Origin of the sequence: Streptomyces arenae (assembly GCF_022343545.1) — a bacterium.
GTDB lineage: Bacteria > Actinomycetota > Actinomycetes > Streptomycetales > Streptomycetaceae > Streptomyces > Streptomyces humi.
In genome coordinates, this window is record NZ_JAKQYH010000006.1 from 188,069 (window position 1) to 214,854 (window position 26,786).

25 protein-coding genes are annotated in these 26,786 nt (G+C 72.6%); 6 read left to right on the top strand and 19 right to left on the bottom strand.

Annotated elements, in window-relative coordinates; all coding sequences use genetic code 11:
- Positions 1 to 87: 87 nt before the first annotated feature.
- Entirely contained in the window at positions 88 to 930 is an 843-nt protein-coding gene (locus tag MB828_RS03715) for an NAD(P)H-binding protein (RefSeq protein ID WP_301646948.1), read from the bottom strand.
- 116 nt (positions 931 to 1,046) lie between these two features.
- Between MB828_RS03715 and MB828_RS03720 the strand changes: the two genes are divergently transcribed.
- Entirely contained in the window at positions 1,047 to 1,745 is a 699-nt protein-coding gene (locus MB828_RS03720; protein ID WP_301646897.1) for a TetR/AcrR family transcriptional regulator, read from the top strand.
- Between the two features lie 124 nt (positions 1,746 to 1,869).
- On the opposite strand, the gene MB828_RS03725 is transcribed toward MB828_RS03720, so the two are convergent.
- Positions 1,870 to 3,774: an AMP-dependent synthetase/ligase gene (locus MB828_RS03725; RefSeq protein WP_301646949.1), complete on the bottom strand. Its 1,905-nt coding sequence runs from the start codon at positions 3,772 to 3,774 to the stop codon at positions 1,870 to 1,872.
- Positions 3,775 to 4,059: 285 nt separating this feature from the next.
- Positions 4,060 to 5,334: an acetyl-CoA C-acetyltransferase gene (locus MB828_RS03730; protein WP_430381321.1), complete on the bottom strand. Its 1,275-nt coding sequence runs from the start codon at positions 5,332 to 5,334 to the stop codon at positions 4,060 to 4,062.
- 85 nt (positions 5,335 to 5,419) lie between these two features.
- On the opposite strand from MB828_RS03730, the gene MB828_RS03735 reads away from it, so the two are divergent.
- The 3 genes from MB828_RS03735 (at position 5,420) to MB828_RS03745 (ending at position 9,145) form a co-directional block, all read left to right on the top strand.
- On the top strand, positions 5,420 to 6,745 hold the full coding sequence (locus MB828_RS03735) for a 3-oxoacyl-ACP reductase (RefSeq protein ID WP_301646899.1): 1,326 nt from the start codon (positions 5,420 to 5,422) through the stop codon (positions 6,743 to 6,745).
- A gap of 116 nt (positions 6,746 to 6,861) precedes the next feature.
- Entirely contained in the window at positions 6,862 to 7,707 is an 846-nt protein-coding gene (locus MB828_RS03740) for a MaoC/PaaZ C-terminal domain-containing protein (RefSeq protein WP_301646900.1), read from the top strand.
- Between the two features lie 139 nt (positions 7,708 to 7,846).
- The gene (locus MB828_RS03745) at positions 7,847 to 9,145 is read left to right on the top strand and encodes a DUF6716 putative glycosyltransferase (protein WP_301646901.1); all 1,299 of its coding nucleotides are present in this window, start codon (positions 7,847 to 7,849) and stop codon (positions 9,143 to 9,145) included.
- A gap of 34 nt (positions 9,146 to 9,179) precedes the next feature.
- On the opposite strand, the gene MB828_RS03750 is transcribed toward MB828_RS03745, so the two are convergent.
- From MB828_RS03750 to MB828_RS03790, 9 genes are all read right to left on the bottom strand, one after another.
- On the bottom strand, positions 9,180 to 9,863 hold the full coding sequence (locus MB828_RS03750; RefSeq protein WP_301646902.1) for a TetR/AcrR family transcriptional regulator: 684 nt from the start codon (positions 9,861 to 9,863) through the stop codon (positions 9,180 to 9,182).
- A 49-nt stretch (positions 9,864 to 9,912) separates the two neighbouring features.
- Positions 9,913 to 10,227, bottom strand: a complete 315-nt coding sequence (locus MB828_RS03755; protein ID WP_301646903.1) for a DUF4229 domain-containing protein — start codon at positions 10,225 to 10,227, stop codon at positions 9,913 to 9,915.
- A gap of 80 nt (positions 10,228 to 10,307) precedes the next feature.
- Entirely contained in the window at positions 10,308 to 10,832 is a 525-nt protein-coding gene (locus tag MB828_RS03760; RefSeq protein WP_301646904.1) for a GNAT family N-acetyltransferase, read from the bottom strand.
- A gap of 26 nt (positions 10,833 to 10,858) precedes the next feature.
- A complete protein-coding gene (locus tag MB828_RS03765) occupies positions 10,859 to 11,518 on the bottom strand; it encodes a UdgX family uracil-DNA binding protein (RefSeq protein WP_301646905.1) in 660 nt (219 codons plus the stop codon).
- Between the two features lie 183 nt (positions 11,519 to 11,701).
- Entirely contained in the window at positions 11,702 to 12,865 is a 1,164-nt protein-coding gene (mqnE, locus tag MB828_RS03770) for an aminofutalosine synthase MqnE (protein WP_301646906.1), read from the bottom strand.
- A gap of 38 nt (positions 12,866 to 12,903) precedes the next feature.
- Positions 12,904 to 13,359, bottom strand: a complete 456-nt coding sequence (locus tag MB828_RS03775) for an Lrp/AsnC family transcriptional regulator (protein ID WP_046726493.1) — start codon at positions 13,357 to 13,359, stop codon at positions 12,904 to 12,906.
- A gap of 60 nt (positions 13,360 to 13,419) precedes the next feature.
- A complete protein-coding gene (locus MB828_RS03780; RefSeq protein WP_133027531.1) occupies positions 13,420 to 14,067 on the bottom strand; it encodes a UbiX family flavin prenyltransferase in 648 nt (215 codons plus the stop codon).
- Between the two features lie 86 nt (positions 14,068 to 14,153).
- Positions 14,154 to 15,056, bottom strand: coding sequence for a menaquinone biosynthesis prenyltransferase MqnP (mqnP, locus tag MB828_RS03785; RefSeq protein WP_133027532.1), 903 nt, complete (start codon positions 15,054 to 15,056; stop codon positions 14,154 to 14,156).
- On the bottom strand, positions 15,053 to 16,510 hold the full coding sequence (locus tag MB828_RS03790) for a menaquinone biosynthesis decarboxylase (protein ID WP_046726496.1): 1,458 nt from the start codon (positions 16,508 to 16,510) through the stop codon (positions 15,053 to 15,055). The genes mqnP and MB828_RS03790 overlap by 4 nt, the downstream gene beginning before the upstream one ends.
- A gap of 238 nt (positions 16,511 to 16,748) precedes the next feature.
- Here MB828_RS03790 and MB828_RS03795 point away from each other — a divergent pair, with 238 nt between their 5' ends.
- Both MB828_RS03795 and MB828_RS03800 read left to right on the top strand, forming a co-directional pair.
- Positions 16,749 to 17,315, top strand: coding sequence for a hypothetical protein (locus tag MB828_RS03795; RefSeq protein WP_301646907.1), 567 nt, complete (start codon positions 16,749 to 16,751; stop codon positions 17,313 to 17,315).
- 112 nt (positions 17,316 to 17,427) lie between these two features.
- The gene (locus tag MB828_RS03800; protein WP_046726499.1) at positions 17,428 to 17,694 is read left to right on the top strand and encodes a PLD nuclease N-terminal domain-containing protein; all 267 of its coding nucleotides are present in this window, start codon (positions 17,428 to 17,430) and stop codon (positions 17,692 to 17,694) included.
- An 18-nt stretch (positions 17,695 to 17,712) separates the two neighbouring features.
- Here MB828_RS03800 and MB828_RS03805 read toward each other — a convergent pair whose 3' ends face one another.
- The 7 genes from MB828_RS03805 to MB828_RS03835 all read right to left on the bottom strand — a co-directional run bounded on the left by MB828_RS03805 (position 17,713) and on the right by MB828_RS03835 (position 26,721).
- A complete protein-coding gene (locus tag MB828_RS03805; protein ID WP_301646908.1) occupies positions 17,713 to 18,312 on the bottom strand; it encodes an NADPH-dependent F420 reductase in 600 nt (199 codons plus the stop codon).
- Between the two features lie 82 nt (positions 18,313 to 18,394).
- Positions 18,395 to 19,615: a beta-ketoacyl-[acyl-carrier-protein] synthase family protein gene (locus tag MB828_RS03810; protein ID WP_301646909.1), complete on the bottom strand. Its 1,221-nt coding sequence runs from the start codon at positions 19,613 to 19,615 to the stop codon at positions 18,395 to 18,397.
- Between the two features lie 82 nt (positions 19,616 to 19,697).
- Positions 19,698 to 20,603, bottom strand: a complete 906-nt coding sequence (gene purU, locus MB828_RS03815; RefSeq protein ID WP_133027536.1) for a formyltetrahydrofolate deformylase — start codon at positions 20,601 to 20,603, stop codon at positions 19,698 to 19,700.
- A 1-nt stretch (position 20,604) separates the two neighbouring features.
- Positions 20,605 to 21,939, bottom strand: coding sequence for a beta-ketoacyl-[acyl-carrier-protein] synthase family protein (locus MB828_RS03820; protein WP_301646910.1), 1,335 nt, complete (start codon positions 21,937 to 21,939; stop codon positions 20,605 to 20,607).
- 48 nt (positions 21,940 to 21,987) lie between these two features.
- Positions 21,988 to 22,440: an SRPBCC family protein gene (locus MB828_RS03825; protein WP_301646911.1), complete on the bottom strand. Its 453-nt coding sequence runs from the start codon at positions 22,438 to 22,440 to the stop codon at positions 21,988 to 21,990.
- A complete protein-coding gene (locus MB828_RS03830; RefSeq protein WP_301646912.1) occupies positions 22,427 to 26,431 on the bottom strand; it encodes a non-ribosomal peptide synthetase in 4,005 nt (1,334 codons plus the stop codon). The genes MB828_RS03825 and MB828_RS03830 overlap by 14 nt, the downstream gene beginning before the upstream one ends.
- Entirely contained in the window at positions 26,428 to 26,721 is a 294-nt protein-coding gene (locus MB828_RS03835; protein WP_133027540.1) for an acyl carrier protein, read from the bottom strand. Before MB828_RS03835 ends, MB828_RS03830 begins: the two co-directional genes overlap by 4 nt.
- Positions 26,722 to 26,786: the final 65 nt, after the last annotated feature.

Sequence of the window (26,786 nt, forward strand, 5' to 3'; positions counted from 1 at the left end):
CGAAGCCACAGGCAACCGCCAGGTCACCCGGTCAGCGGTGATCCGGTCAGCCGGTCAGCCCGGCCACCCAGTCAGCCCGTCAGCCCGTCAGCCCGTCAGCCGGTCACGGAGCAGCGTGCGTACGGAGACCGGTTCGCGGCCGAGCAGTTCCGCCAGGGTGGGGTCCGGGGTCGCGAACTCGTTCTCGCGGGCCGCGGTGAAGATGCCGAGGAGTTGGTCCGCCGTCTCGGCGGGGACGCCGTCGGCCCGCAGGTGCCGGACGAAGTCGGTGTCGGGCACCGTGCTCCTGGTGGCGCCGGCCAGCTCGGCGAGGTCGGCGAAGGTGAGCGCCTCGGAACCGGTCAGGGACGGCGTGGGCCCCTCGAAGCGGCCCTCGTCGGCCAGCACGGCGGCGGCGGCCTCCGCCAGGTCCTCGTGGGCCGTCCAGCAGACCGGGCCGTCGGCGGGCAGGGCGACCTGTCCGGTCCCCAGGCCGCGGGCCAGGAAGTCGAGCCCGCTGGCCGCGTGGAAGCCGTTGCGCAGGGACGTCCACGAGAGGCCGGAGGCCGCCAAATCCCGTTCGGTGGCCGCGTGGTCGCGGCAGGCCTGGAAGCGGGACGCGGGGCTCGCGCCCATCTGCGCGGTGTAGACGATCCGGCGGGCGCCGGCCGCGACGGCCGCCCCGACGGCGGTGCGGTGCTGCCGCACGGTCTCCTCGCCCATCCGGTCGACGGAGACGAGCAGGACCTGGGACGCGCCCTCGAAGGCGTGCGCGAGCCCGGCCGGTTCGGTGAAGCTGCCCTGCCGTACCCGCACCCCTCGGTCGGCGAGGGCCTGTGCCTTCTTCGGGTCGCGGACGCTGACGCCGACCTGTTCGGCCGGTACCCGGTCCAGCAGCCGAGCCACGATGAGGCCGCCGAGCCGTCCGGTGGCTCCGGTCACGATGATCACGATGTCCTCCAGCGAGCGCGGTGGAAGCATCGACACCAGGCGTTGGTATCGATGGAAACAGCTTCAGCGTCACATCGATACTAACGACGGAAGCAAGAGCGCGATATCGTTGATACATGGGCTCGGAAGCACGTGACACGGACACCCGGCGACGCGTCGTCGACGCCGCCATCGGGCTGCTGGAGCGCGAGGGGCGGGACGCCGTCACCACCCGCGCGGTCGCCGTCGCGGCGGGCCTGCAACCCCCGGCGATCTACCGGCTGTTCGGTGACAAGGAGGGGCTGCTGGAGGCGGTGGCCGAGCACGGCTTCGCCACGTTCCTCGCGAGCAAACGCGTGGTCCCGGACCCCGAGGACCCGATCCAGGACCTGCGGGACAGCTGGGACCTGGCGGTCCGGTTCGGTCTGGAGAACCCCGCGCTGTACTCCCTGATGTACGGCGACGTCGCCCGCAGTGACTCGCCCGCCTTCCGGACCGGTCTGGAGATCCTCCGCGGCCGTGTCCGGAGGCTCGCCGTCGGCGGTCTGCTGCGCGTCGGCGAGGCGCTCGCGGCGAACGTCATCCACGCCACGGCCCGCGGGGCCGTCCTCACCTGGCTGTCCATGCCGGAGCCCGACCGCGACCCGGCGCTGCTGACCACGCTCCGGGAGGCGATGGTCACGGCGATCACCACGGAGGAACCCGCGGTTCGCGCCGCAGGGCCCGCGGGGGCCGCGCGGGCGTTGCGGGCCGGGCTTCCCGAGCAGACGGTACTCAGTGGGGCGGAGCGGGAGCTGTTGCGGGAGTGGCTGGATCGGCTGGCCGAGGAGGCATGAGCGAGCGGGCGGCCGCTTCTTCGGGTGCGGCACCGTGGGGGCTGATCGCGCGGTTCCTCCCCCGGCCTTCGGCCGGGGGGACCCCCAGCGCCCCTTCGGGGGCGCCCTGCCGAACCGGTGTGGACTACTTGGCGTAGAGGCTTTCTATCTCTGTTGCGAAGTCCTTCATGATCGCCTCTCGGCGGAGTTTCATCGACGGGGTCAGGTGGCCCGCCTCCTCGGTGAAGTCGACCGGGAGCATCGTGAAGCGGCGGATGGACTCGGGGCGGGAGACGAGTTTGTTCGCCTCGTCCACGGCCCGTTGCAGGACGGCCTGCAACTCGGCGTCGTCCAGCAGGAGTTCCGGTGGCACCGGGTGCTTGCCGTTCATCTGTCGCCAGTGGGTGAGGCCGTCCCGGTCCAGGGTGATCAGCGCGCTGACGTACGGCAGTCCGTCGCCGACCAGCATCACCTGGGAGATCAGGGGGTGCGAGCGCAGCCAGTTCTCCAGCGGGGCCGGGGCCACCGACTTGCCGCCCGCGGTGATGAGCATCTCCTTCTTGCGGCCGGTGATGGTGAGGTAGCCCTCGTCGTCGAGTTCGCCGATGTCACCGGTGGCCAGCCAGCCGTCCCGGGTGGCCGGGACGACCCCGCCCGCCGCCGGATCCCAGTAGCCGCGCAGCACGTGGTCGCCGGCGACCAGGATCTCGCCGTCGGCGGCGATGCGGACCTTGGTGCCGGGCATGGGCCAGCCGACCGTGCCCAGGCGGGGTTTGAGCGGCGGGGTGCACGTGGTGGCGGCGGTGGTCTCGGTCAGGCCGTAGCCCTCGTAGATCTCGATGCCCGCGCCGGCGTAGAACGCGGCGAGACGGCGGCCCAGCGGTGAGCCGCCGCAGATGATGTGGCGGACCCGGCCGCCCATGGCGGTGCGGATACGGCGGTAGACGAGCGGGTCGTAGAAGGTGCGGGCGGTCTTCAGGGCGCGGCCGGGGCCGCTGCCGGTGCCGGTCTGCCGGGCCTCCAGCGCCTCGCCGTAGCGCTGGGCGACGCCGGTGGCGCGGTCGAAGACCGCGACCCGGCCGCCCGCCTCCGCCTTCGCCCGGGCGGTGTTGAAGACCTTCTCCAGCATGTACGGGATGGTGAGCAGGCAGGTCGGTCTGAAGCCGGCGAGGTCCGGGAGCAGGTCCTCGGCCTTGAGACTGGGGGCGTGGCCGAGGCGGACCCCGGCGCGGACGCAGGCGATCGCCACCATCCGGCCGAACACGTGGGACATGGGGAGGAAGAGGAGGATGGAGACCTCCTCGTCGTTGCGCGCCTTGAAGATCGGGTAGAGGAGTTCGATCGCGTTGTCGACCTCGGCGAAGAAGTTGCCGTGCGAGAGGGCGCAGCCCTTGGGGCGGCCGGTGGTGCCCGAGGTGTAGATGAGGGTGGCGAGGGTGTCGGGGCCGAGCATGCCGCGCCGTACGCCGACCTCGGCGTCCTGGACCTGGCCGCCCGCCTCCGCGAGCCGGTCCACGTGCCCCTTCTCCATCACCCACAGGTGCCGCAGGTCGGGCAGCCGGTCGAGTTCCGGGCCCAGTGCGGCGGCCTGCGCGGAGGTCTCGGTGACCAGCGCGACCGCGCCGGAGTCGTGCAGGATCCACCGGGTCTGGAAGACGGAGGAGGTCGGGTAGACCGGGACGGTCACCAGGCCGGCCGCCCAGGCGCCGAAGTCGAGGAGCGTCCACTCGTACGTCGTCCGGGCCATGACCGCGATCCGGTCGCCCGGCATCAGGCCCTCCGCGATCAGCCCCTTCGCCACCGCCAGCACCTGGACGGCGAACTGGGCGGCGGTCACGTTCTCCCAACTGCCCTCGCCGTCTGCGGGCTTGCGGCTGAGGGCCACCGCGTCCGGATCCCGCTCGGCGTTCTCGAACGGGAGGTCCGCGAGCGAGCCGTGCCGTATCGGCGGGGCGAACGGCGGTACGTACGCCTCCCGCACCGCCCCGTCCAGCCGCTGGACGAGGGGCTCGACCAGGATGGGCTTCCCGTCGTAGTCGACGGCGTTGATCGTGACACCGGAGGAGACCGGGGCGGTGTTCTGGAAAGACGAAGTGGACACGGGACGGCTCCTCGGGCGTGCAGCGGTGAACTGCTTGCTGCATCACGTACGTGCCTCATGCGGCGAGGCGTTCACCGGGGCCGGACCTCGGAAAGGGGTTACCGGCGGTTAGACAGGAGAGCGTACGGGGCCGCTGTGGCGGCGTTGTGAGGTTTCCGGGATGGTACGGGGCCGGGCCTGTGCATTCCCGGAGGTTACGTGAGGGTCTCTCACATTAGCCCCGGCGCGGACAGGTCACGGCCGTTCCAGGATCGCCGTCACCCCCTGGCCGCCCGCCGCGCAGACGGATATCAGCCCCCGTCCCGAACCCTCCCTCTCGGCGAGGGACTTGGCAAGGGTGGCGACGATCCGGGCGCCGGTCGCGGCGAACGGATGCCCGGTGGCCAGCGACGATCCGGTGACGTTCAGCCGGTCGCGGTCGACGGCCGGCAGCCCCCGCTTCTCCCAGGCCGCCAGGGTGGCCAGCACCTGGGAGGCGAACGCCTCGTGCACCTCGATCAGGTCGAAGTCCGCGGCGAGATCCAGTCCGGTCCGCTCCAGCATGCGCGGTACCGCGTACGCAGGCGCCATCAGCAGGCCGTCCTCGCCGCCCGCCACGTCACCGTGTACGAAGTCGACGGCGGCGGTCTCGTAGGCCGTCAGATACGCAAGCGGTTGCAGGCCGTGTTCGGCCGCCCAGTCGTCGGAGGCGAGCAGTACGAGCGCGGCGCCGTCGGTCAGCGGGGTCGAATTGCCCGCCGTCATGGTCGGATCGGGGTCCGCGGTGCCGAACACCGGCTTGAGCCGGGCGAGTTTCTCCACCGTGGAGTCGGGGCGCAGGTTCTGGTCGCGTTCCAGGCCGCGGAACGGGACCACCAGGTCGTCGAAGAAGCCGCGTTCGTAGGCGGCCGCCAGCCGCTGGTGACTGGCCGCCGCCAGTTCGTCCTGCGCCTGCCGGCCGATCCCCCAGGCCCGTGCGGTCACCGCCGCGTGCTCGCCCATCGACAGACCGGTGCGCGGCTCGGCGTTGCGCGGGATGTCGGGGACGAGGTGGCCGGGCCGGATCCGGGCGAGGGCCGCGAGCCGGCCGCCGAGGGACTTCGCCCGGCGGGCCGCGAGCAGGATCCGGCGCAGGTCGTCGTTGACGCCGAGGGGCGCGTCGCTCGCCGTGTCCGCGCCGCCGGCCACGGCCGACTCGGTCTGGCCGAGGGCGATCTTGTTGGCGGCCGCGACGATCGCCTGGAGCCCGGTGCCGCAGGCCTGCTGGATGTCGTAGGCCGGGGTGCGCGGGTCCAGTTTCGAGCCGAGGACGGTCTCCCGGGCGAGGTTGAAGTCCCGGCTGTGCTTGAGCACCGCACCGGCGACGAACTCACCGACCGCGCCCGGCTGTCCGAGCCGGTACCGGTCGACGAGGCCGTCCAGGGCGGCGGTCAGCATCTGCTGGTCGGACGCGGTGGCGTACGGACCGTCGGAGCGCGCGAAGGGAATCCGGCTGCCGCCGATCACCGCGACCCGACGAGGGAACCCCATGGCACTCATCTCGACCTCTCCCTCTGCCGTGACGTAGGCTTACCTCCGGTAACCTTACTCCAGAGTAAGCAAGTGGGGGCTGGACATGGCAGACCGCTATCTGAGCTTCGCCGGCACCGCGCCCGGGCGGTTCCTCACCCGGCGGCTGGGGCTGCCGCAGCCCACGGAGCTGGTCCGGTGGTCCGCCGAACGCCCCCACTTCACGGGCGGGTTGCTGCATCTGACCGCCGGGAAGCCGGACCTGGACGCGGAACTGGCGCCGGTACTGGCCCGCGCCGGCCTGCGGCCCGGCGCAGGCTCCCCCAGCGCAGGCTCCCCCGTCGCCGTCGTCCTCGACGCCACCGGCGTACGGGACGTCGAAGCGCTCGGCGAGGTGCACGCCGCCCTGCACCCCGTCGTACGGTCGGTCGCCGCGAGCGGCCGCATCGTGGTGCTCGGCGCTCCGCTCGACCCGACGGACCATCACCAGAGCGCGACCCAGCAGGCGTTGGAGGGGTTCACCCGGTCCCTGGGCAAGGAGATCGGGAGGGGCAGGACGGTCAACCTGGTCCGGCTCGGCGGGGACGCGCGGGCCGCCGAGTCCACCCTGCGGTTCCTGCTCTCGCCGCGCTCGGCCTACGTCAGCGGACAGGTGATCGAGGTCGGCGCGGGCGCCTTCGCCGTACCGGACGACTGGGAACGGCCGCTCGCGGGACACACCGCGCTGGTCACCGGCGCGGCGCGCGGCATCGGCGCGGCCGTCGCCGGGACGCTGGCGCGGGACGGGGCGCGGGTCGTCGTCCTCGACGTGCCGGCGGCGGAGGCGGACGCCCGCGCGGTCGCCGAGCGGCTCGGCGGTCAGGCGCTCACGCTCGACATCACCGACGCGGACGCGGGGGCGCGGATCGCCGACGCGCTGCCGGACGGGCTGGACGTCCTCGTCCACAACGCGGGGATCACCCGGGACCGGCGGCTGGTCAACATGTCAGCCGAGCGCTGGGGTTCGGTGCTCGACGTGAACCTCGGGAGCGTGCTGCGCACCACGGACGCGCTGCTGGAGCGCGGGGCGGTCAACCGCGGCGGGCGGATCGTGGGCACCGCGTCCATCGCCGGGATCGCCGGCAACGCGGGGCAGACGAACTACGGCGCGAGCAAGGCGGGGGTCGTCGGGCTGGTGCGGGGGCTCGCGCCCCGGGCGCTCGCCGAGCACGGGGTGACGGTGAACGCCGTCGCGCCCGGCTTCATCGAGACGAGGATGACCGCCGCGGTGCCGTTGTTCATCCGGGAGGCGGGGCGGCGGATGAACTCGCTGGGGCAGGGCGGGGTCCCGGAGGACGTGGCGGAGACGGTGGGGTGGCTGGCGCAGCCGGGGTCGGGGGCGGTCAACGGGCAGGTGGTGCGGGTCTGTGGGCAGAGCCTGTTGGGGGCGTAGCGGTCGTTCGACGGCTGCGGGTGCGTGGGCCCGTCGCGCAGTTCCTCCCCGAGCCTTCGGCCGGGGGTACCCCCGGCGCCTCTGAGACACCTCCCCGGAGCTGAAAGGCGAACTTCGTGACAGTCCTGGACCACCCGCCTGCCCTCGGGCCCCTGCTCACCCTCGGGGCCCTGCGGTCACCTTTCAAGAAGCCCTCCGCCGAAGCCGGTTTCCCCCGTTCCCGCCTCCTCCTCCCCGGGCTCCGCCCCGATCTCGCGAAGCTCGCCGCGTACGAACGTGTCTGCGGGTTCGCCACCGGGAACGAGGGACTGCCGGTCACCTATCCGCATGTCCTCGGGTTTCCGCTGGCCATGAAGCTGATGAGCGCGCGGGAGTTCCCGCTCCCCCTGCTGGGGCTCGTGCACACCTCGATCGAGATCGTGCGGCACGCCGAGCTGCCCGCGGACAGGGCGTACGACATCGCCGTCCACGTCGACCGGCTGAGCCCGCACCGGCGCGGTACGGAGGCCGGCGTCGTCACCGAGGTGCGGGCCGCCGAGGCCGTCGTGTGGGAGTCCCGGAGCACGTATCTGGCACGGCACCGGACCTCGTACGACGACGGCCCGCCGGCCCCCCGTGCGGAACGCGAGCCGCTGCCCGTGGTCGACGAGTGGCGGATCGCCGGGGACGTGGGACGGCGGTACGGGGCCGCCTCCGGGGACCGCAACCCGATCCATCTGCACCCGTTCACCGCACGCCTCTTCGGCTTCCCCCGGGCCATCGCGCACGGCATGTGGACCGTGGCCAGGTGTCTGGCCGCGCACGGGGTGCCCGAGCGGGTGCGGGTGGCGGCGGAGTTCCGGGCGCCGGTGCTGCTGCCGGGGACGGTGCTGTACGCGGCGGACGCCTCGGGACGCTTCGAACTGCGCGGAGACGAGGGGAGGACGTACGTGAGCGGGGAGGTGGGCGCGCTCACCACGTGAAAACTCGGCCAACCCCAGGTGTCCGGCGTGCCATGGAACCCGTACGGGACGGGCATTTTCATGGCGGGCACAGAGAAAAGGAGGCGTTTTCCCAGAAAGCTCTCAGGCCCCGCTCAAACCCCCTTCTTACATTCCCGGCATGTCTCCCAGCCCCAGACGCATCGCCGTCATCGCAGACTCGGACACCCGCTGGAAGTGGGGTGCGTCGGTGGCCCGGCAGCTCGCCCCGGGACACGCGCTCGACGCGTACTTCCTGCGGGCCAGGTCCACCCCCACCGAACGGCAGCTCGCCGAGATCGGCATCGTGCCCGACACCAGGCGGGACCTGCGCGCCGCGGAACTGGTCGACGACGAGGCACTGGCGGACGCCGGCGTCGTCGTGCTGGCGGTCGCGGGCGGCACGGTCCTGGCGCTCACGCACGCCCTGGGCGCGGCCTGGGCGGGCCGGGGGCACCGGCCGGTCACGGTCAGCGGGTATGTCGGCGTGGTCTACGAGAAGATGGTCGACGGTCTCCTGACCCGCGCCGGCACGGACATCGTGCTGGCCAACTCCGGTCATGACGCCGAACGGTTCCGTGCCGTCCTCGCGGGCGTCGGCGTGGACCCCGGGTCGGTGGTCGAGTGCGCGCTGCCCTTCCTCGGCGGCGAGCCCTACCGGCCGTCCGACGACCGGCCGTTCACCGTCACCTTCGCGGTCCAGCCCTCCGTGCCCAAGGACCGCCTGTCCCGGCTCGGGCTCCTGGAGCGGGCCGCCGCACACGCCCGCTCGCACCCGGAGCGGCTCGTGCTGATGAAGCTGCGCAGCCTGCCCGGCGAGCAGACCACCCACGTCGAGGCCGACCCGTACCAGCACCTGGTCGAGTCGCTCGCCGAACCCGCCCCGGCCAACCTCCGGCTCGCCTACGGCAACATGGGCGACGTACTGGACCGCACCGACCTGCTGGTCACGGTGAGTTCGACGGCCGCGCTGGAGTCGATGCACCGGCGGATCCCCACCGCGATCCTCACCGACTTCGGCGTCCGGGAGGCCCACGGCAACCACTACTTCGTGCACTCCGGCTGCCTGGCCTCCTGGGACGACATCGACGCGGGCGCGCTGCCGCAGCCCGCCCCGGAGTGGGCGGCGGCGCAGGGCATCGGCAAGAGCGACCCGTACGCCGCGGCCCGCGCCCGCGTCACCGCGCTGCGCGCCGCCGGCCCGCTGCCGCCACTGCGCCCCTACTACACCGCGCGGACCGCGGGCCTCTACCTCGACGGCATCCTCCGGAACAACGGCTTCGACGGTTCGGGCCGCCCGCTGCCCCTGCCGTCGGCCGTCGGCGGCACCGGATTCGTCCGGACGACCGTACGGAGGGTCGCCGGTCGGGGTGCCGGCGGGCTGTACCGCCTGGGCCGCCGGCGGCTCGCACCCGCCCTGCGCCGCTGGGGCGCCGTGTGAGACCGGGGCCGGCGCTACCGGACCCGCGGGTGCCCTACCGGACCCGCGGGTCCGTGGGAGCCGTGCCGGGCGGGTCCGGGAGCGGCGGGGTCCAGGGCCGGGCGTCCATCAGGTTGCCCAGGCCCGCCCACGCGAAGTTCATCAGGGTCGCCGCCGCCTGGTGCGCGGTCACCCCGGGGGTGGCGTTGGCCCAGGCGGCGAGGGACTCGGCGGCGCCGACCAGGGCCTCGGCGAGGCCCGCCACCTCCCCCTCCGCCAGGTCCGGGTCGCGGTGGGCCTCGCGGGCGGCGACGGCGATGAGCTGGGTGACGAACGCGACGATCTCCTCGCGCATCGCCGCGACCACGGAGGCGAACCGCTCGCCGTGCGTACGGGCCTGGATGTGCAGCACCGACCAGCCGTCGGGGTGGGCGGCGGTGTGCGCGAAGAACGCCTGGAGGCCGTCCCAGAGCTGGCGGTCGGCGGGCAGCTCCCGGCGGACTCCGGTGCGGACCGCCTCCGCGAGCGCTCCGGCCTCACGGCGGATGCACGCCGTGAACAGGTCTTCCTTCGAGTTGAGGTAGAGGTAGACCAACGGCTTGGAGACACCGGCGAGTTCGGCGATCTCGTCCATGGACGCGGCCATGTAGCCGCGCTGGCCGAAGGTCCGCACGGCGGCGTCGAGCATCTGCTGCTCCCGGACCGCCCGCGGCATCCGCTTGGTCTTCACGGCACCCATGGGGTCAAAGCCTAGTTCGGGCGCGGAGGTTGGGAGGCGCGCGTGTACGTCAGGAGGCCTGGCCCTGGGCCGGCGCCGGGGTCTCCTCCGCCGCCTCGGCCACCTCGTCCTCCTGGCTGCGGTTGGCCTCGATGTTGGCCTTCATCCGCTCCACCCGCTGCGAGACCTGCACGGACGCCCGGTCCCGCTCCTTGCGCAGCACCACGAAGCTGATCGGCGCCGACAGGACGAGGGACAGCAGCAGCATCCACAGCGGGTTGGAGTCGCCGAAGCCACGGGGGAACACACCGGCGTAGACGAGGCCCCATACGACGAGGAGGCAGCCCGCGAAGATACCGAGGCGCATCAGCGTGTAGCGGAGCATCTCAATCCAGTCTTCCGACGACGAAAAGGGGCACCGTCCAGTGAAGCACGGCACGGCACCGATCTTGCAGCGGGGTCGGCTCAGGCCAGGGCGAGCAGCATGGTGATGTCGTCGCGGTCGTCGCCGGGAGCGACCCGGATCGCGCCGGGGACGCGGCCGACCTCCCGGTAGCCGCAGGAGCCGTAGAAGTCCTCCAGCCCGTGGCCGCCTCGGCAGGTGAGCCGTATCGCGGCTATGCCGTCGAAGCCGCGGGCCTCGGCGGCGGCCGCGGCGAGCAGGTCCCGGCCGTAGCCCTGGCCCTGGTGCTTGGGGTGCACCATCACCGTGTACAGCCACACCCAGTGCTTCATCAGGCGGTGGGTGTTGAAGGAGAAGAAGGCGGTGGCGGCGACGGTGCCGGACTCGTCGTGGCCGACGAGGAGCCGGTTGCGGCCCTCGGCCATGGCGACGAGGTGCCGGACCAGTTCCGGACGGATCTCCTCCGGGGTCACCGGCGGGACGAAGCCGACGGCCCCGCCGGCGTTGGAGACGTCCGTCCACAGGTCGAGGACGCCGTCACGGAGGGCGGGGGTGACGGCGGGGTCGAGGGTGAAAGTAAGAGGCACCGATGCAGTGTAACCATTACCTGCCGCTAGGACGACAGTGTTCGCGCGGCGACCTTCAGATCGGCGACGAGACCTTGGTAGGCCTGCTCACGGTCGTCCGACCGCAGTACGGAGGACGGGTGGACCGTCGGCACGAGCCGCTCGGGGCGGCCGTGGATCTCCCGTTCCAGCACGGTCCCGCGCGCCTCGCCGACCCGGAACGACGACCCGAGCAGGGCCTTCCCGGCGGTGGCGCCGAGGACGACGATCAGCTCCGGGGCCACGACGGCGAGCTCGGCGGCGAGCCAGGGGGCGCAGGCCGACATCTCCCGGAGGGTGGGAGCCTTGTGGATACGGCGCTTGCGGGGTTCGGCCCGGGTGAACTTGAAGTGCTTCACCGCGTTGGTCACATAGGCGTCGGCCGGGTCGAGGCCGGCGTCCTCCAGGGCTCTGCCGAGCAGCTTTCCGGCCGGGCCGACGAAGGGCTCGCCCTGCCGGTCCTCCTGGTCACCGGGCTGCTCGCCGACGAGCATGAGGCGCGCCTGCGCCTTGCCCTTCCCGAAGACGGTCCGGGTGGCGTCGCGGTGCAGGGAGCAGCCGCGGCAGTCGGCGGCGGCCCGGCGGAGAGCGGCGAGGCTCGGCGTCCGGCCGTCGGGGAGGAAGGGGGTCGCGGTGTACGCCTCCTCCGGAGCGCCGGTGGCGGTCATGAGGTCCGGGTACCCGCCGCGGGGGTACGGATTCGTCTCCGGCCGCGGGTGCGTCGTGGTTGCTCGCGCAGTTCCCCGCGCCCCTTCAGGGGCGGCCACCGCAGCGCCCCTGCTTTTAGGGGCGCGGGGAACTGCGCGATCAGCCCCCACGCACCGGCACCCGGAAACGTACCGTCGGCCTGTTCAGATCCGCATCGGCTGGGGGGACTCGCGGCGCGCCGGGTCCGGGCCGTCGTACTCGCGGATGATCTCGTAGCGCGTGTTGCGCTCCACCGGGCGGAAGCCCGCGTCGCGGATGAGGTCCAGGAGGTCCTCGCGGGTCAGCTTGTTCGGCGTGCCGTAGTTGTCCGCGTCATGGGTGATCTTGTACTCGACCACCGAGCCGTCCATGTCGTCGGCGCCGTGCTGCAACGCCAGCTGCGCGGTCTGCACACCGTGCATGACCCAGAAGACCTTGACGTGCGGCACGTTGTCGAAGAGGAGCCGGGAGACCGCGAAGGTCTTCAGGGCCTCCGCGCCGGTCGCCATCTGGGTCCGGGCCTGGAGCCGGTTCCTGACCTTGCCGTCCTTCATGTCCACGAAGTCGTGCTGGTAGCGGAGCGGGATGAAGACCTGGAAGCCGTTCGTCTCGTCCTGGAGCTCGCGCAGCCGCAGCACGTGGTCGACGCGGTGGCGGGGCTCCTCGATGTGGCCGTACAGCATGGTGCACGGGGTCTTCAGACCCTTCTCGTGCGCCAGGCGGTGGATCCGGGACCAGTCCTCCCAGTGGGTGCGGTGGTCCACGATGTGCTGACGGACCTCCCAGTCGAAGATCTCCGCGCCACCGCCGGTCAGCGACTCCAGACCCGCGTCGATCAGCTCGTCGAGGATCTCCGACGCGGACAGGCCGCTGATCGTCTCGAAGTGGTGGATCTCCGTGGCCGTGAACGCCTTCAGCGAGACGTCCGGCAGGGCCGCCTTCAGCTCGCGCAGCGACCGCGGGTAGTAGCGCCACGGCAGGTTCGGGTGCAGGCCGTTGACGATGTGCAGCTCGGTGAGGTTCTCGCCCTCCATCGCCTTGGCGAGCTTCACCGCCTCCTCGATGCGCATCGTGTACGCGTCCTTCTCGCCCGGCTTGCGCTGGAACGAGCAGTACGCGCAGGACGCGGTGCACACGTTCGTCATGTTGAGGTGCCGGTTGACGTTGAAGTGCACGACGTCACCGTTCTTGCGCGTGCGCACCTCGTGGGCGAGACCGCCCAGCCAGGCCAGGTCGTCCGACTCGTACAGCGCGATGCCGTCCTCGCGGGACAGCCGCTCGCCGGAGCGGACCTTCTCCTCCAGCTCACGCTTGAGCCCGACGTCCATGCCTCACCCTTTCCACGACAACTCGCCCCACGGTATCCCTAGACCTCCTCGGGCAGGTCCCCCACCCGGTTCTCCCACTTCGTGGAGAGCACGACCGTGGTCCGGGTCCGGGAAACGCCCTTCGTGCCGGACAGCCGCCGGATGGTCTTCTCCAGTCCGTCGACGTCCGTCGAACGGACCTTGAGCATGAAGGAGTCGTCACCGGCGATGAACCAGCAGTCCTCGATCTCCGGCAGGTCCCGCAGCCGCTGGGCCACGTCCTCGTGGTCGGCCGCGTCGGAGAGCGAGATGCCGATCAGGGCGATCACGCCGAGACCGAGCGAGGCCGCGTTCACGGTGGCCCGGTAGCCGGTGATGACCCCGGCCGCCTCCAGCCGGTTGATGCGGTCGGTGACGCTGGGTCCCGACAGTCCGACGAGACGGCCCAGCTCAGCGTACGAGGCCCGGCCGTTCTCCCTCAGGGCCTGGATGAGCTGCCTGTCCACGGCGTCCATGCGATCGAAGCCTTCCGCTGAAAGTTCCCGAAGTAGATGAGAGGTGGTGCAGGGGTACCGCTACCGGCCCGCGCCGCCGCCGAGGTCGCCCTCCCAGCGGCGGTAGAGCCGGTGTCCGACACCCGCCGCGTCCAGTACGCGCCCGGCGACGAAGTCGACCAGGTCCTGGATGTGCGTGGCGCCCGCGTAGAAGGCCGGCGAGGCGGGGACGACGACCGCCCCCAGGTCGTCCAGGGTGACGAGGTGGCGCAGCGTCTGTCCGCCCAGCGGTGTCTCGCGGACGGCGACGACGAGCGGGCGGCGCTCCTTGAGGGTGACGGAGGCCGTCCGCTGGAGCAGGTCCTTGGAGAGCCCGAGGGCGACCCCGGCGACGGCGGCGGTGGACGCCGGCACGATCAGCATGCCCTTGGCCGGGTACGACCCCGAGGACGGGCCCGCGGCCAGGTCACCGGCGCTCCAGTACCGCACCCGCGTCAGGTCGACCGCGAAGGTCCCGGGCTTGCCGTCGGCGCCACGCGCCAGCCATTCCCGCAGGTCGTCGCGCCAGTGCGCGTCCCGGAAGGAGATCCCTGTCTCGTCCAGCAGGGTGAGCCGCGAGGCCCGGCTGACCACCAGATCGACGCTCTCCCCCGCGTCGAGCAGGGCCCGCAGCACAGCGGCGGCATAGGGCGTACCGGACGCCCCGGACACCCCCACGATCCAAGGCACGCGCTGCGTTTCTCCTGCGTTCACACCTTGAGCGTACCGGCGCGCCCGCCCGACTTCAGGACGGGTCCACGGCCGGCCCCCGCCGGTCAGACCGACAGACCGCGGACCAGCAGGTCGAGGAGGGCGCAGGCGAAGAGGGCGATGCCGATGAAGCCGTTGACGCTGAAGAAGGCGCGGTTGAGGCGGGAGAGGTCGTGGGGGCGGACGATGGAGTGCTCGTAGAGGAAGGCGCCGGCGACGATCACCAGGCCCAGCCAGAAGAAGGCGCCGGCGTGCGTGGCCACCGCGTACCAGACGAACAGGGCCGTGACGAGCGTGTGGCAGACCCGCGCGCCCCAGATCGCCGCCGGGATGCCGAAGCGGGCCGGCACCGACATGACGCCGATCTCGCGGTCCGTCTCCACGTCCTGGCAGGCGTAGATGAGGTCGAAGCCGCCGATCCAGATGCCCACGGCGAGGCCCAGGATCACCGCGTCCCAGGACCACTCGCCGGTGATCGCGAGCCAGCCGCCGATGGGGCCCATGGCCTGCGCGAGACCCAGGATGGCCTGCGGGAAGTTCGTGAACCGCTTGCCGTAGGGGTAGACCACCATCGGGATCACGGCGACCGGCGCGAGCGCCAGGCAGAGCGGGTTGAGCAGGGCCGCCGAGCCGAGGAAGACCGCCACCGCGATCAGCGCGCCGGTCCAGGCGTGCTTCACGCTCATCGCGCCGGTGACCAGCTCGCGGTGGGCGGTGCGCGGGTTCCGGGCGTCGATCTCGCGGTCGATGATCCGGTTGACCGCCATCGCGAAGGTGCGCAGGCCGACCATGCAGATCGTGACCAGGAGGAGCCGCCCCCAGTGGATGTTCCGGTCCAGCTCGAACATCGCGGTCAGCGCGGCGATGTAGGCGAAGGGCAGCGCGAAGACCGAGTGCTCGATCATCACCAGCCGGAGGAACGCCTTGGTGCGTCCCGGCTGCGGGAGTGCTGCGGAGGCGGAGCTCACAGGCCGTACTCCTTCCAGCGGCGGTCCACGAGGGCCGCCGTATCCGGGTCCGACAGGACCATCTCCGGCCAGCCCCCGTCCCTGGTGTAGCCCTCCTCGGGCCACTTCCTCGTCGCGTCGATGCCCGCCTTGCCGCCCCAGAACTGCTGGTAGGAGGCGTGGTCCAGGTGGTCGACGGGGCCTTCGACGACGGTCAGGTCGCGGGCGTAGTCGGTGTTGCCGAGGGCCCGCCAGGAGACCTCGTGCAGGTCGTGGACGTCGCAGTCGGAGTCGACCACCACGATCAGCTTGGTGAGGGACATCATGTGCGCGCCCCAGACGGCGTGCATGACCTTCTGCGCGTGCTTCGGGTACTTCTTGTCGATCGAGACGATCGCACAGTTGTGGAAGCCGCCGGACTCGGGGAGGTGGTAGTCCACGATGTCCGGGACGATGATCTTCAGCAGGGGGAGGAAGAAGCGTTCGGTGGCGCGGCCGAGCGGGCCGTCCTCGGTCGGGGGGCGGCCGACGACGATCGACTGGAGCAGGGGGCGGCGGCGCATCGTCACGCAGTCGATGGTCAGCGCCGGGAACGGCTCCTGCGGGGTGTAGAAGCCGGTGTGGTCGCCGAAGGGCCCCTCCGGCAGCATCTCGCCCGGCTCCAGCCAGCCCTCCAGGACGACCTCCGCCTGCGCCGGGACCTGGAGCGGAACGGTCTTGCAGTCGACCATCTCGATCCGCTTGCCCGCGATGAACCCGGCGAACAGGTACTCGTCGATGTCGCCGGGGAGCGGGGCCGTGGACGCGTAGGTGACGGCGGGCGGGCAGCCGAAGGCGATGGCCACCGGAAGGCGCTCGCCGCGCCTGGCGGCCACCTGGTAGTGGTTGCGGCTGTCCTTGTGGATCTGCCAGTGCATGCCGATGGTGCGCCGGTCGTGGCGCTGGAGGCGGTACAGACCCAGGTTGCGGATCCCGCTCTCCGGGTCCTTGGTGTGGGTGAGCCCCAGGTTGAAGAAGGAGCCGCCGTCCTGCGGCCAGGTGAAGAGGGCCGGGAGCCGGTCCAGGTCCACCTCGTCGCCCTTCAGGACGACCTCCTGCACCGGCGCGCTGTCGGACTTCACCTTCTTCGGCGGTACGTGCGCCATCGCGCCGAGCTTCCCGAACGCCTCCCGCACCCCGACGAACCCGTGCGGCAGTTCGGGGCGCAGCAGCCCGCCGATCTTCTCGGAGATCTCGCCGTACGACTTCAGACCGAGCGCCTTCAGCAGCCTGCGGTCGGTACCGAAGACGTTCATCGCCAGCGGCATCGCGGAGCCGCGGACGTTCTCGAAGAGCAGCGCCGGTCCGCCGGACTTCTGGACCCGGTCGACGATCTCCCCGACCTCCAGATACGGGTCGACCTCGGCCTTGACACGCTTGAGGTCGCCCTCGCGCTCCAGGGCCCTGAGCAGGGAGCGAAGATCGTCGTAAGCCATGTGTCCCAGTATCGGCCACCCGGGGTGCGGGCCCGGTCACCGCCCCCTGCGATCCTCGTCGGCCGTGATCCGAGCCCGCTCACCGAGGCCGATGTCCGCGCCGTCATCCGGCCGTTGCCCGCCGAGCGGGCCTGACCGGCTCCCCGCCTCCGGCAAGGGCCTTCTCCCGTCCCGCGGCCCTCGGTCATAGTGGACGTGCCCGGCCGAGGGGGAACCGTGGCGGGGGGAGGGAGAGCCGATGACGGAGCCCGGTCCGTTCGCGCCGGAGACGGTCGTGGTGGAGCAGCTGAAGCAGGCGTGGCGGCGCAGACACACGGATCCGGCGCTGGCGGTGTCCACCGCGGCGGGGAGCCGGCTCGCCCAGGTCACCCACACCGACGACACCCAGTCCCTGCTCACGGGGGTGTCCGGGGAACTCCTCGTGCGCGTCATGCGCACCGGACCGGCGCTGTTCCACCTGACCGACGCCGCGGGCCGGGAGGCCGGCACCGCCGAGGCACCCGGACGCGTCAGGACCCGGCAGCTGAGCCTGCGGACGGCGGCGGGGCGCCGGTTCTTCATCACCCGGCGGGCCCTCGTCTCCGTCGAATGGCTGCTCACGGAGACCGACCCCGATCAGAAGCCCACGCCGGAGACCCTCGGCCGGGTCACGGTGAGCACCGCCGACAGGTGGCGCGGGCTCCAGCGGTACGTCGTCGAGACGGACCCCGGCCTCGACACCTCCGAGCGGCGGACGGTCGTCTCCTCGGTCGTCTGTCTGCACCTGCTCCGCCGGCCGCCGGGCGAGAGCTCAGCACCCGCCTGAGCGCGCCCCGGGCCGAAGGGGTTCAGGCGCGGCTGCCGGCCGGGCTCCGGCCGAAGGCGATCACGCCCGTGCCCCCGGGACCGGACGGCACCCACCCGCTACCCTGGCCGCCATGCTCAGGTATCTGCCCTTCCTGCTGGTCCTCGCACTGTGGATCTACGCCTTCGTGGACTGCCTGAACACCCCCGAGGACGAGGTCCGCGCCCTGCCGAAACTCGCGTGGGTGCTGGTCATCCTGCTCTTCGGGGAGGTTCTGGTCGGCCCGGTGGCCTGGCTGGTCGCGGGGAAGGCACGGCAGCCCCGCGAGCGGTGGGTCGCGCCGGACGACAACCCGGAGTTCCTGAAGTCCCTGAAGCCGGACGACCCGCGCACGGACTGAGGAACGCACGGGCCGGGGTCAGGCCGCGAAACCCCTTCTGGTGCGGGATCCCGAGAGGGCCATGCGTTCCACCCGGCCGGCCTGGTCGAGGCCGCCGCCGTCGGCGTAGCGGTAGGGGGTGGCGGCGCACAGGCGCAGGACGGCCTGCTTCGCCTCCGCGTCGTCGGAGACCACCTGGATGTCCGGGACGGCGGACGCGTCGCCGTCGGCGAGGTGCTCCCACCACACGTTCTTGAAGGCCCCCACGAGCCGCGCCCCGGGGAACGCGGCCGCCAGGTCGGCGGTGCCGCCGCGGGCCCAGGGTCCGACGAAGTCGGTGTGGTCCCCGGTGAACGGGTTGGTGACGTCCACCAGGATCTTCCCGCGCACGGCCGCCCGCCAGGGCCTGAGCACCTGCACCGCGCCCGGTACGCCGAGGACCGCGGGGATCACCACGGACGCCCGTGCGACGGCCTCTTCGCAGGACCCGCCGGTCAGCTCCGGACAGCCCAGCCTGGCCGCCGTCCCGCGCCCGTGCCCGGCGTCCGCCGAGCCCAGCCGGACCTGGTGTCCGGCACGGGCGAACAGCACCGCCAGCGTGGTGGCGATACGGCCCGTTCCCAGTACCCCGATCGTCATGATCGTCCTGTCCCCCGTCGCCCGACTTCCCGTTTTCCGACTTGCGGTCTTGCCGTCTTGCGGTCTTCCGTCTTGCCGTGTGTCAGTTCGTGCGGGTCAGCACCAGGCTGACGTTGTGGCCGCCGAAGCCGAAGGAGTTCGCGAGCGCGGCCTCCCAGCGGCCGGTGCGGGCGGCGCCGGTGACCACGTCGAGCCCCACCTGCGGGTCGGGTTCGTCCAGGTTGCGGGTGGCCGGGACCACGCCGTGGTGCAGCGCCAGCAGGGCGGCCAGGGCGCCGAACGCGCCGGAGGCGCCCAGCATGTGACCGGTCATCGACTTGGTGGCGGTCACCACCGGGTGCGCGCCGACGGCCTTCGCCACCGCCTCGGCCTCGGCGAGGTCGCCGCCCGGGGTCGAGGTGGCGTGGGCGTGCACGTGCCCGATGTCGGCGGGGGCCAGGTCCGCGTCCCGCAGCGCCGCCCGTATCGCCGTGATCTGTCCCTCGGGTTCGGACGCGGAGATGTGGTGGGCGCTGGACGTGACCGCCGCGCCGGCCACCGCGCCGTAGACCCGGGCGCCCCGGGCCCGGGCGGACGCGGCGCGTTCCAGGACCATGACGGCCGCGCCCTCGGCCATGACGAAGCCCGAGCGGGCGGCGTCGAACGGCCGGGACACCGCGGCCGGGTCGCCGCCCTGCTGCGACAGCGCCTTCATCTGCGTGAACGCCGCCACCATGAACGGAGTCAGGCAGGCGTCGGTGCCGCCGGCGACCACCACGTCGGCGCGGTCCAGCCGGATCAGGTCGAGCCCGAGCGCGACGGCCTCGGCGCCCGAGGCACAGGCGCTGACCGGGGCCCGCGCTCCGGCCCGCGCCCCCAGGTCCAGGCCGGCCCAGGCCGCCGGGCCGTTCGGCATCACCATCGGCACGGCGTAGGACGACAGTTTGCGCATGCCGTGCTCCTCGTACACGGCGTTCTGCGCCAGCGTGCTCAGCAGCCCGCCGATCCCGGTGCCGATCACCACCGCCAGCCGTTCCGGCGGCACCTCGGGTCTCCCGGCGTCCTGGAAGGCCTCCCGGGTCACCGCCACCGCCATCTGCTCGGTGCGGTCGAGGCGGCGCGCGAGGACGCGGCCGATCGCCTCGACCGGGTCCGCGGCGAGCGGTCCGCCGATCCCCACCGGCAGTTCGGCGGGCCAGTCACCGCCCAGCGCGCGTATCCCGGACCGGCCGTCGAGCAGCCCCTGCCACGACTCGGCCGCACTCCCGCCCAGTGGTGTCAGCGCCCCCAGCCCGGTCACGAGCACGTCACTGTCCCGGCTCATCCCGCCGCCCCTTCTCAGTCATCGACCATCGGTCATCGGTCATCGGTCATCGGTCGTCGGTCATCGGTCGTCGGTGCTCGTGTCAGGAGAAGACGATGGTGTGGTTGCCGTGCCGGATCACGCGGTCCTCGCTGTGCCAGAGCACCGCACGGGAGAGCACCGCCCGCTCCACGTCGGCACCGCGTCGTTGCAGGTCGGCCGCGGTGTCGGCGTGGCTGACCCGGACCACGTCCTGCTCGATGATCGGGCCCTCGTCCAGGTTCTCGGTGACGTAGTGGGCGGTGGCGCCGACGAGTTTGACGCCGCGTTCCTTGGCCCTGGCGTAGGGACCGGCGCCGACGAACGCCGGCAGGAAGGAGTGGTGGATGTTGATGATCGGCACACCGGCCTGCCGGATGAAGTCGGCCGACAGGATCTGCATGTAGCGGGCCAGCACGACGAAGTCGACGTTGCCCTTGAGCAGCCGCAGCTGCTCGGCCTCGGCGGCGGACTTGTCCGGCCCTGAGCACGGCACGTGGAAGAAGGGGATGCCGAAGGAGCGCACCTCCTCGGCCGTGTCCGGGTGGTTGGAGATCACCATGGCGACCGAGACCGGCAGCTGGCCCCTGCGGTGCCGCCACAGCAGGTCGAGCAGGCAGTGGTCGGCCTTCGAGGCGAAGATCGCCACCCGGCCGGGCACCCCGAGGTCCCGCAGGGTGAAGTCGAGGTCGAAGCCCTCGGCGGTCAGGCCGGTCAGGTCGTCCCGGACGGCGGGCAGGGCGGCCGGCAGGTCGTCGAGGCCGAAGACCGTGCGCTGGAAGAACGCGCCGCCCTGCGGGTCGTCGGAGTACTGGTCCAGGGAGACGATGTTCGCGCCGTGGTCGCTGAGCACCGCGCCGACGGCCGCGACGATGCCCGGCCGGTCCTTGCCCGCGACGATCAGCGAGGCGTGGGGCCGCCCGGACCCGCGCCCCGTGGGCCGGGTCCGGGTCTGTTCGGCGAGCCGCACCTCAGCTCCCCTCGGCGCCGCGGGGAGCGGCGCTCCCCCGGAAGGTCAGCGCCACGTTGTGGCCGCCGAACCCGGCGGAGTTCTTCACCGCGACGAGCTGTTCGCTGCCCAGCTTGAGCGCGCTGCCGTGCACCACGTCGATCGAGACGTCCTCGTCGGGGGCGGTGAAGTTGAGGGTCGGCGGCACCAGGCCGTGGTGCAGGGACAGGACCGTGGTGACGGCCTCGATGGCGCCGGCCGCGCCGAGGCTGTGGCCCGTCATCGACTTGGTCCCGGAGACCGCCGGTCCCTGCCCGGCAGCCCCGAACACGGCCTGGATCGCCCGTGCCTCCGCCGCGTCACCGGCCTGGCTGGCGGTGCCGTTGGCGTTGAAGTGGGCGACGTCCGCGGGGGTGACACCGGCGTCGGCGAGCGAGGCCCGGACCGCCCGGACGGTGCCCGCTCCGGTCGGGTCGGGCTGTACGACGTGGTAGGCGTCCGAGGTGATGCCGACACCGGCGAGCTCGGCGTAGACCCGCGCGCCCCGTTCCCGGGCGTGCCGTTCGGACTCCAGGACCAGGATGCCGGCGCCCTCGCCGAGCACCATCCCGTCCCGCGCGGCGTCGAACGGGCGGGCGGCGCCGGCCGGGTCGTCGACGCGCTTGGACAGCGCCCGCATCGCCCCGAACGAGGCGAGGACCAGCGGGTGCAGCGGTGCCTCCGCGCCGCCCGCCACCACGACGTCCACGGTGCCGCGCCGGATCATGTCGGCGGCCGTCGCCAGTGCCTGGGTGCCGGACGAGCAGGCGTTGACGGTGGTGTTGACGCCGGCACGGGCGTTCACCAGCATGCTGACGGCCGAGGCGGAACCGTTGCCCATGGACATCGGCGCGGTCAGCGGCGGCACCCGGTTCCAGCCGCGCGAACGCAGCGCGTCCCAGCCGTTGATGATCGCGGTCATGTCGCCGAGCGCGGCGGAGACGATCACGGCGACCCGGTCCGGCACCACCAGTGCGGTGTCGAGCCCGGAGTCGTGCCACGCCTCCTCCGCGGCGGTGACCGCGAGCTGGGCGGACCGGCTCAGGCGCCGGCGCTGCATCGGCTCCAGGCCGCTGCCCGGCTCGACCGCCACGGGCGCGCCGAGCTGCGGGGGCATGTCGTGCTGTTCCTGTGTCCAGGACTCCGGCTGGTTCTCGGCGTCGAGGCGGCGGACCCCGCTCCGGCCGCGCACCATCGCTTCCCAGGTACCGGCGACGTCACCGCCGAGCGGGGTGATGGTGCCGAGACCGGTGACGACGACCTTCGTACGGCCGGCCCGGTCCTGTGCCGTGTCTCGTCCCGTGTGCTGTTCCGACATGGTCTGCCTCTCCCTTCCAGGAGGTCTGCGTGAGGTGGGGCGGGCCGATCAGGAGCGGCTGCCGGCCTGGTGCCGGAGCTTCTCGGCGAGCTTTGCGGAGTCCTTCTTGACGGAGTTGACGAGCACCTTGCGCAGCAGGGACTTGGGCATGATCCCGAAGTAGTCCCCGGGCTCGACGTCGAACGTCCAGTCCACGGTGGTGGTGCCGGCCGGTCCGGCGGAGTACGCGTAGGTGCCGTAGTACGTGAACGGGCCGTCCAGCACGTGGAACTTCGAGAGGCGGCCGGGTTCGTAGCTGTCGATCTCGACGGTGAAGGTCATCCGCTTGCCGACCAGCGCGAAGGTGATCTGGTACCGGCAGCCCTCCCGGGCGGGTCCGTTCAGCAGCCGCGACTCCACGCAGGCCGCCTGCCACACGGGGTCCTGTTCGGGGTCGGAGACGAGCGCGAACGCCGTCTCGGGCGGTACCGGAAGGTCGAACGAGTACTCAGCTGTGATCATCGGAGGCTCCAAGGTGCGGGCTGATGGCCCGGGCGGCGACGGCGGCGTGCGGCGGGTACATCACCGAGTTGTGGTCCCCGGCGACGTCGACGACCCGCAGCGCGCCCTTGACCAGGGCGTCCCAGCCGAGCTGCGGCCCGTACCCGGCGGGCTCGTCGACCGCGCGCAGCAGCAGGTAGTCGAGGTCGTTCGGTTCGGGAAGGTAGGTCTGCAGGGCGATGCCGTTGGCGAGGTAGGCCTCGAAGTAGCGCAGGATCTGCGCCCGGTCGGCGTCCTCGGCCAGCACGCCGAGGGCGGCGGCCTCCCGCAGGATGTGGTCGAAGGCGGCCTCGCCGCCGAGTTCGCGCAGCAGCTCCGCCGGGATGTCGAGGGTCTTGCCGTAGGGCACGGCGAGGTCCCGCGCGAACCAGGAGAGGATCGTCGCGTCGTCGGAGGACTCCGGGATGTTCGCCTCGATGGGCGCCCGGCTGTCGATGCCGAAGAGCAGCTCGACCTGCTCGCCGGCGGCGCGCAGCTGTCCGGCCGCCTCGTAGGCGATCACCCCGCCGAAGCACCAGCCGCCGAGGGCGTACGGGCCGTGCGGCTGGATCTCCCTGATGTGTTCCAGGTAGCGGGTGGCCATGGCCTCGACGCTGATCTCGGCCTCGCCCTCGTTCTCGATGCCGGGTGCCTCCACCGCGAGCACGGCGCGGCCCTCGGGGAGGTGGCGGGTGAGTTCGACGTAGCAGAAGACGGTGCCGCCGAAGGGGTGGAACAGGAACAGCGGGCGCTGCCCGGGGCCGCCCTCCCGGAGGGTGACGATCGGTCCCCGGGGGGTGTCCTGGCCGCCGCGCCGGACGAGGGTGGCGAGTTCGGCGACGGTGCCGTGGCGCAGCAGTTCGGAGATGGGGATGTCGACGTCCCACTCGTCGCGGATGGCCGCGCTGAGCCGGACGGCGAGCAGGGAGTGGCCGCCGACGTCGAAGAAGTCGTCGTGGACGCCGACCTCCGGGATGCCGAGGATCTCGGTCCACATCCGGGCCAGCGTGATCTCGGTGGCGTCGCGCGGCTTCTCGAAGACGGCGTCCGAGGTGACGGCGGGTGCCGGCAGGCGGTTGCGGTCGATCTTCTTGTTGGCGGTCAGCGGGAGTTCGTCCAGGACGACGACGATGGAGGGCACCATGTACTGCGGCAGGGACACGGCCGCGGCCGCCCTGACGTCGGCCGGTTTCGGCTCGGCGCCGGGTTCGGGCACCAGGTAGCAGACGAGCCGGTCGTCGCGTACGACGACGACGGCCGTGGAGACCCCGTCGACGGCCTTGACGACGGTCTCGACCTCGGCGAGTTCGATGCGGTAGCCGCGGAGCTTGACCTGGTGGTCGAGGCGGCCGTGGTGCAGCAGCCGGCCGTCGCCGGTCCAGCGGGCCCGGTCGCCGGTGCGGTACAGGCGTTCACCGGGGGCCGCGGGCAGGCCGGTGACGAACCGTTCCGCGGTCAGCTCCGGCCGGTCCCAGTAGCCGACGGCGAGGCCGTCGCCGCCGATCCACAGCTCGCCGGGGAACGTGGGCTCGACTGCGCGGCCCTGCGGGTCGAGGACGTGCAGCCGGGTGTTGGCGACGGGGGCGCCGATGTCGACGCCGGTGGCCGGGTCGACGGGGCCGGCGGAGGACCAGATGGTGGTCTCCGTCGGGCCGTAGACGTTGCGTACGCTCGCGGTCCCTGCGGTCAGGAACTCGGCGAGGTCCAGGGGCAGTTCCTCGCCGCCGCAGAGCACGTTCAGCCGGGCGGTACCGGTCCAGCCGGCGTCCCGGAGCATGCGCCACGAGGTGGGCGTGGCCTGCATCCAGGTGACACCGGAGTCCTCGATGCGGGCGGCGAGGGCGGCGCCGTCGGCGGCCGTCGCGCTGTCGCAGACGAGGACCCGGCCGCCGGCCACCAGCGGCATGAAGAGCTCGAGCCCAGCGATGTCGAAGGACACCGTGGTGACGGCGAGCAGGCTGTCGGACGCCCCGAACCCGGTCTCCTCCCGCATGCCGAGCAGCAGGTTGACCAGCGCCCGGTGCGGGATCGCCACCCCCTTGGGCCGCCCGGTGGAACCGGAGGTGTAGAGGATGTACGCCAGGTCGGCACCGCCCGCCTGGGCCGGTTCCGCCGCGGCCCCGGGTGTCGTGCCCTCGGTTCCCGCTTCCAGGTCGTCGAGGCGGAGCGCCGGGAGGGCGGCGGGCCAGGCGTCCCGGAGGTGGGTCTGGGTGAGGAGGAGGCGGGCCCGGGAGTCGGTCGCCATGTAGGTGAGGCGTTCGGCGGGCAGCCCGGGGTCCAGCGGGACGTAGGCCGCGTCGGCGGCCAGGACGCCCAGCAGGGCGGCCACCAGCGGTGCGCCGCGTTCCGCCAGCACCGCGACCCGGTCGCCGGCCGCGACACCGGCCGTGCGCAGGGCCGCCGCCACCCGCTCGGTCTCGGCCAGCAGCCGGGCGTAGTCCCACTCCGTGCCGTCGGCGACCACGGCGATCGCTTCGGGTGTCCGGCGGGCGCGGTCCCGGACGAGGTCCGGGAGTCGGGCGGCGGGCAGTTCGCGCTCCGGTCCCGTCCCCCACTCCGTGAGCGCGGCCAGCTGCCGGGCGTCGCCGCGGGCGAGGGCGCGCAGCGGCTCGTCCGGGCGGCCGACCAGCGTCTCCAGGGTGGTGACGAAGGTGGCGGCGATCTCCCGGGCGGTGTCCGCCGTGTAGATGTCGGTGTTGTGGCGCAGCACACCGGCGTAGGCACCGGCGCGTTCGGCGCCCATCTCGATCCACAGGTCGGTCTGGCCCTCCTGCTGGGGCAGCGGGTACGGCCGCAGCGCCGCGCCCGCCACGGTCAGCCCGGCGTCCTGGCCGGGCTCCAGCAGGAAGAACTCGTCCATGTCGGTGAGGAACGGCAGCCGGTCCCAGGCGAACCCGGCCTGGTAGAGCGGGGTCCGGCTGGGGTCGCGCGGCGGCGCCAGCTCCCGTACCAGCCACGGGAAGGGCAGCTCCTGGGCCCGCGTCGCCTCCAGCACCCGGGCGCGCACCGAGCCGAGCAGCTGTCGGTACGTCGACTCCTCGTCGACCTCGCCGCGGACGACGACGGTGTTGACGAAGTTGCCGATGGCGTCCCGCATCCTGCGCTGGAGCCGCCCCGAGGTGGGGGTGCCGACGAGGACGTCGGACTGGCCGCTGAGCCTGCTGAGCAGCACGAAGTAGGCGGCCAGCAGCACCATGTACGGCGTGGTCGCGGTGTCCCGGGCCAACTGCCTTACCGCTTCGGTCACTTCGGCGGGCACCGTGAACGGCGTCGAGCCGCCGTCGTACGACGGGGCGGGCGGCCTGGGCCGGTCCCCATACAGGTCGAGGCCGGGCGGCGCGTCCGCGAGCCGTTCGGCCTCCCGTTCGAGCAGGGCGCGCGCCCGGTCGCTGCCGAGGAAGTCGTGCTGTTCCTCGGCGTACGCGGCGAAGGCGGTGCCGTCGAGGGTGAAGGGGCCGGTCTCGCCCGCCAGCCGGGAGCGGACCTCGGAGATCAGCAGGGCCAGCGACCAGAAGTCGGCCGCCGCGTGGTGGACGACCGCGGTGAACACCCAGGTGCGTTCGGCGGTGCGGTAGAGGTGCACGCGCCACAGCGGCGGGCGGGACAGGTCGAACGGGATACGGCTGTCCGTCCTGACGAGGGCCCGCAGCGCCTCGGGGTCCAGGTCTCGGGCGTCGGTGTGCCGGACGTCCACGGGCACGGAGTCGTGCACCCACTGGACCGGGCCGTCGGGTCCGGGCCGGAAGGCGATCCGCAGGGCGTCGTGCTCGCGCATCAGGTCGTCCAGGATCCGCCTGGCCCGGGGGGCGGCGTCGGACTCCGCGTCGACGGTGACCTCGGCCCCGAACACGATGTGGTACGCGGCACAGCCGGGGTCGGCCTCGTGGATGAACCAGAGGCCGGCCTGCTGGGCGTTGAGGCGGGGCGGGGCGGCCGCCGGGGACCCGGTGGCGCCGGGTGCCGTGTCGTTCATCGCCGGCCGTCCGCGGCGGTCGGGACGGACTCGCCGGCCAGCAGCTTCCAGAGCGCCTCGGTCAGGGCGTCCACGGTGGGGTGGTCCCACAGCAGGTCCACCGGCGGGTCGGTGAGTCCGAGGGCGTCCTCGATCTCCATGCCGACGGCGAGCGCCGCCATGGAGTCCAGGCCGTAGGAGGTGAAGGGCTGGTCGGTCGCGAGTTCCGCGGGTTCGAGACCGGCCTCGGCGGCCACCGCGTGGACGAGTACGTTCTTCACGTCGTCGATCGTCAGGTTCTTCGTGCTCATGGCTGGTCAGGCCCTTCCGCTGGTCTGTCCGGTTCGGCTGGTTCGTCTGGTCCGGTGTGGAGGAT

Coding starts and splice junctions, on each gene's coding strand:
- MB828_RS03800 (WP_046726499.1), top strand. CDS start 17,428: ATGCTCAGGTATCTGCCCTTCCTGCTGGTCCTCGCACTGTGGATCTAC.
- MB828_RS03790 (WP_046726496.1), bottom strand. CDS start 16,510: ATGGCTTACGACGATCTTCGCTCCCTGCTCAGGGCCCTGGAGCGCGAG.
- MB828_RS03820 (WP_301646910.1), bottom strand. CDS start 21,939: ATGTCGGAACAGCACACGGGACGAGACACGGCACAGGACCGGGCCGGC.
- MB828_RS03745 (WP_301646901.1), top strand. CDS start 7,847: ATGTCTCCCAGCCCCAGACGCATCGCCGTCATCGCAGACTCGGACACC.
- MB828_RS03830 (WP_301646912.1), bottom strand. CDS start 26,431: ATGAACGACACGGCACCCGGCGCCACCGGGTCCCCGGCGGCCGCCCCG.
- MB828_RS03735 (WP_301646899.1), top strand. CDS start 5,420: ATGGCAGACCGCTATCTGAGCTTCGCCGGCACCGCGCCCGGGCGGTTC.
- MB828_RS03775 (WP_046726493.1), bottom strand. CDS start 13,359: ATGGACGCCGTGGACAGGCAGCTCATCCAGGCCCTGAGGGAGAACGGC.
- MB828_RS03795 (WP_301646907.1), top strand. CDS start 16,749: ATGACGGAGCCCGGTCCGTTCGCGCCGGAGACGGTCGTGGTGGAGCAG.
- MB828_RS03805 (WP_301646908.1), bottom strand. CDS start 18,312: ATGACGATCGGGGTACTGGGAACGGGCCGTATCGCCACCACGCTGGCG.
- MB828_RS03720 (WP_301646897.1), top strand. CDS start 1,047: ATGGGCTCGGAAGCACGTGACACGGACACCCGGCGACGCGTCGTCGAC.
- MB828_RS03765 (WP_301646905.1), bottom strand. CDS start 11,518: ATGACCGCCACCGGCGCTCCGGAGGAGGCGTACACCGCGACCCCCTTC.
- MB828_RS03755 (WP_301646903.1), bottom strand. CDS start 10,227: ATGCTCCGCTACACGCTGATGCGCCTCGGTATCTTCGCGGGCTGCCTC.
- MB828_RS03825 (WP_301646911.1), bottom strand. CDS start 22,440: ATGATCACAGCTGAGTACTCGTTCGACCTTCCGGTACCGCCCGAGACG.
- mqnE (WP_301646906.1), bottom strand. CDS start 12,865: ATGGACGTCGGGCTCAAGCGTGAGCTGGAGGAGAAGGTCCGCTCCGGC.
- MB828_RS03810 (WP_301646909.1), bottom strand. CDS start 19,615: ATGAGCCGGGACAGTGACGTGCTCGTGACCGGGCTGGGGGCGCTGACA.
- MB828_RS03835 (WP_133027540.1), bottom strand. CDS start 26,721: ATGAGCACGAAGAACCTGACGATCGACGACGTGAAGAACGTACTCGTC.
- MB828_RS03730 (WP_430381321.1), bottom strand. CDS start 5,334: ATGGGGTTCCCTCGTCGGGTCGCGGTGATCGGCGGCAGCCGGATTCCC.
- MB828_RS03750 (WP_301646902.1), bottom strand. CDS start 9,863: ATGGGTGCCGTGAAGACCAAGCGGATGCCGCGGGCGGTCCGGGAGCAG.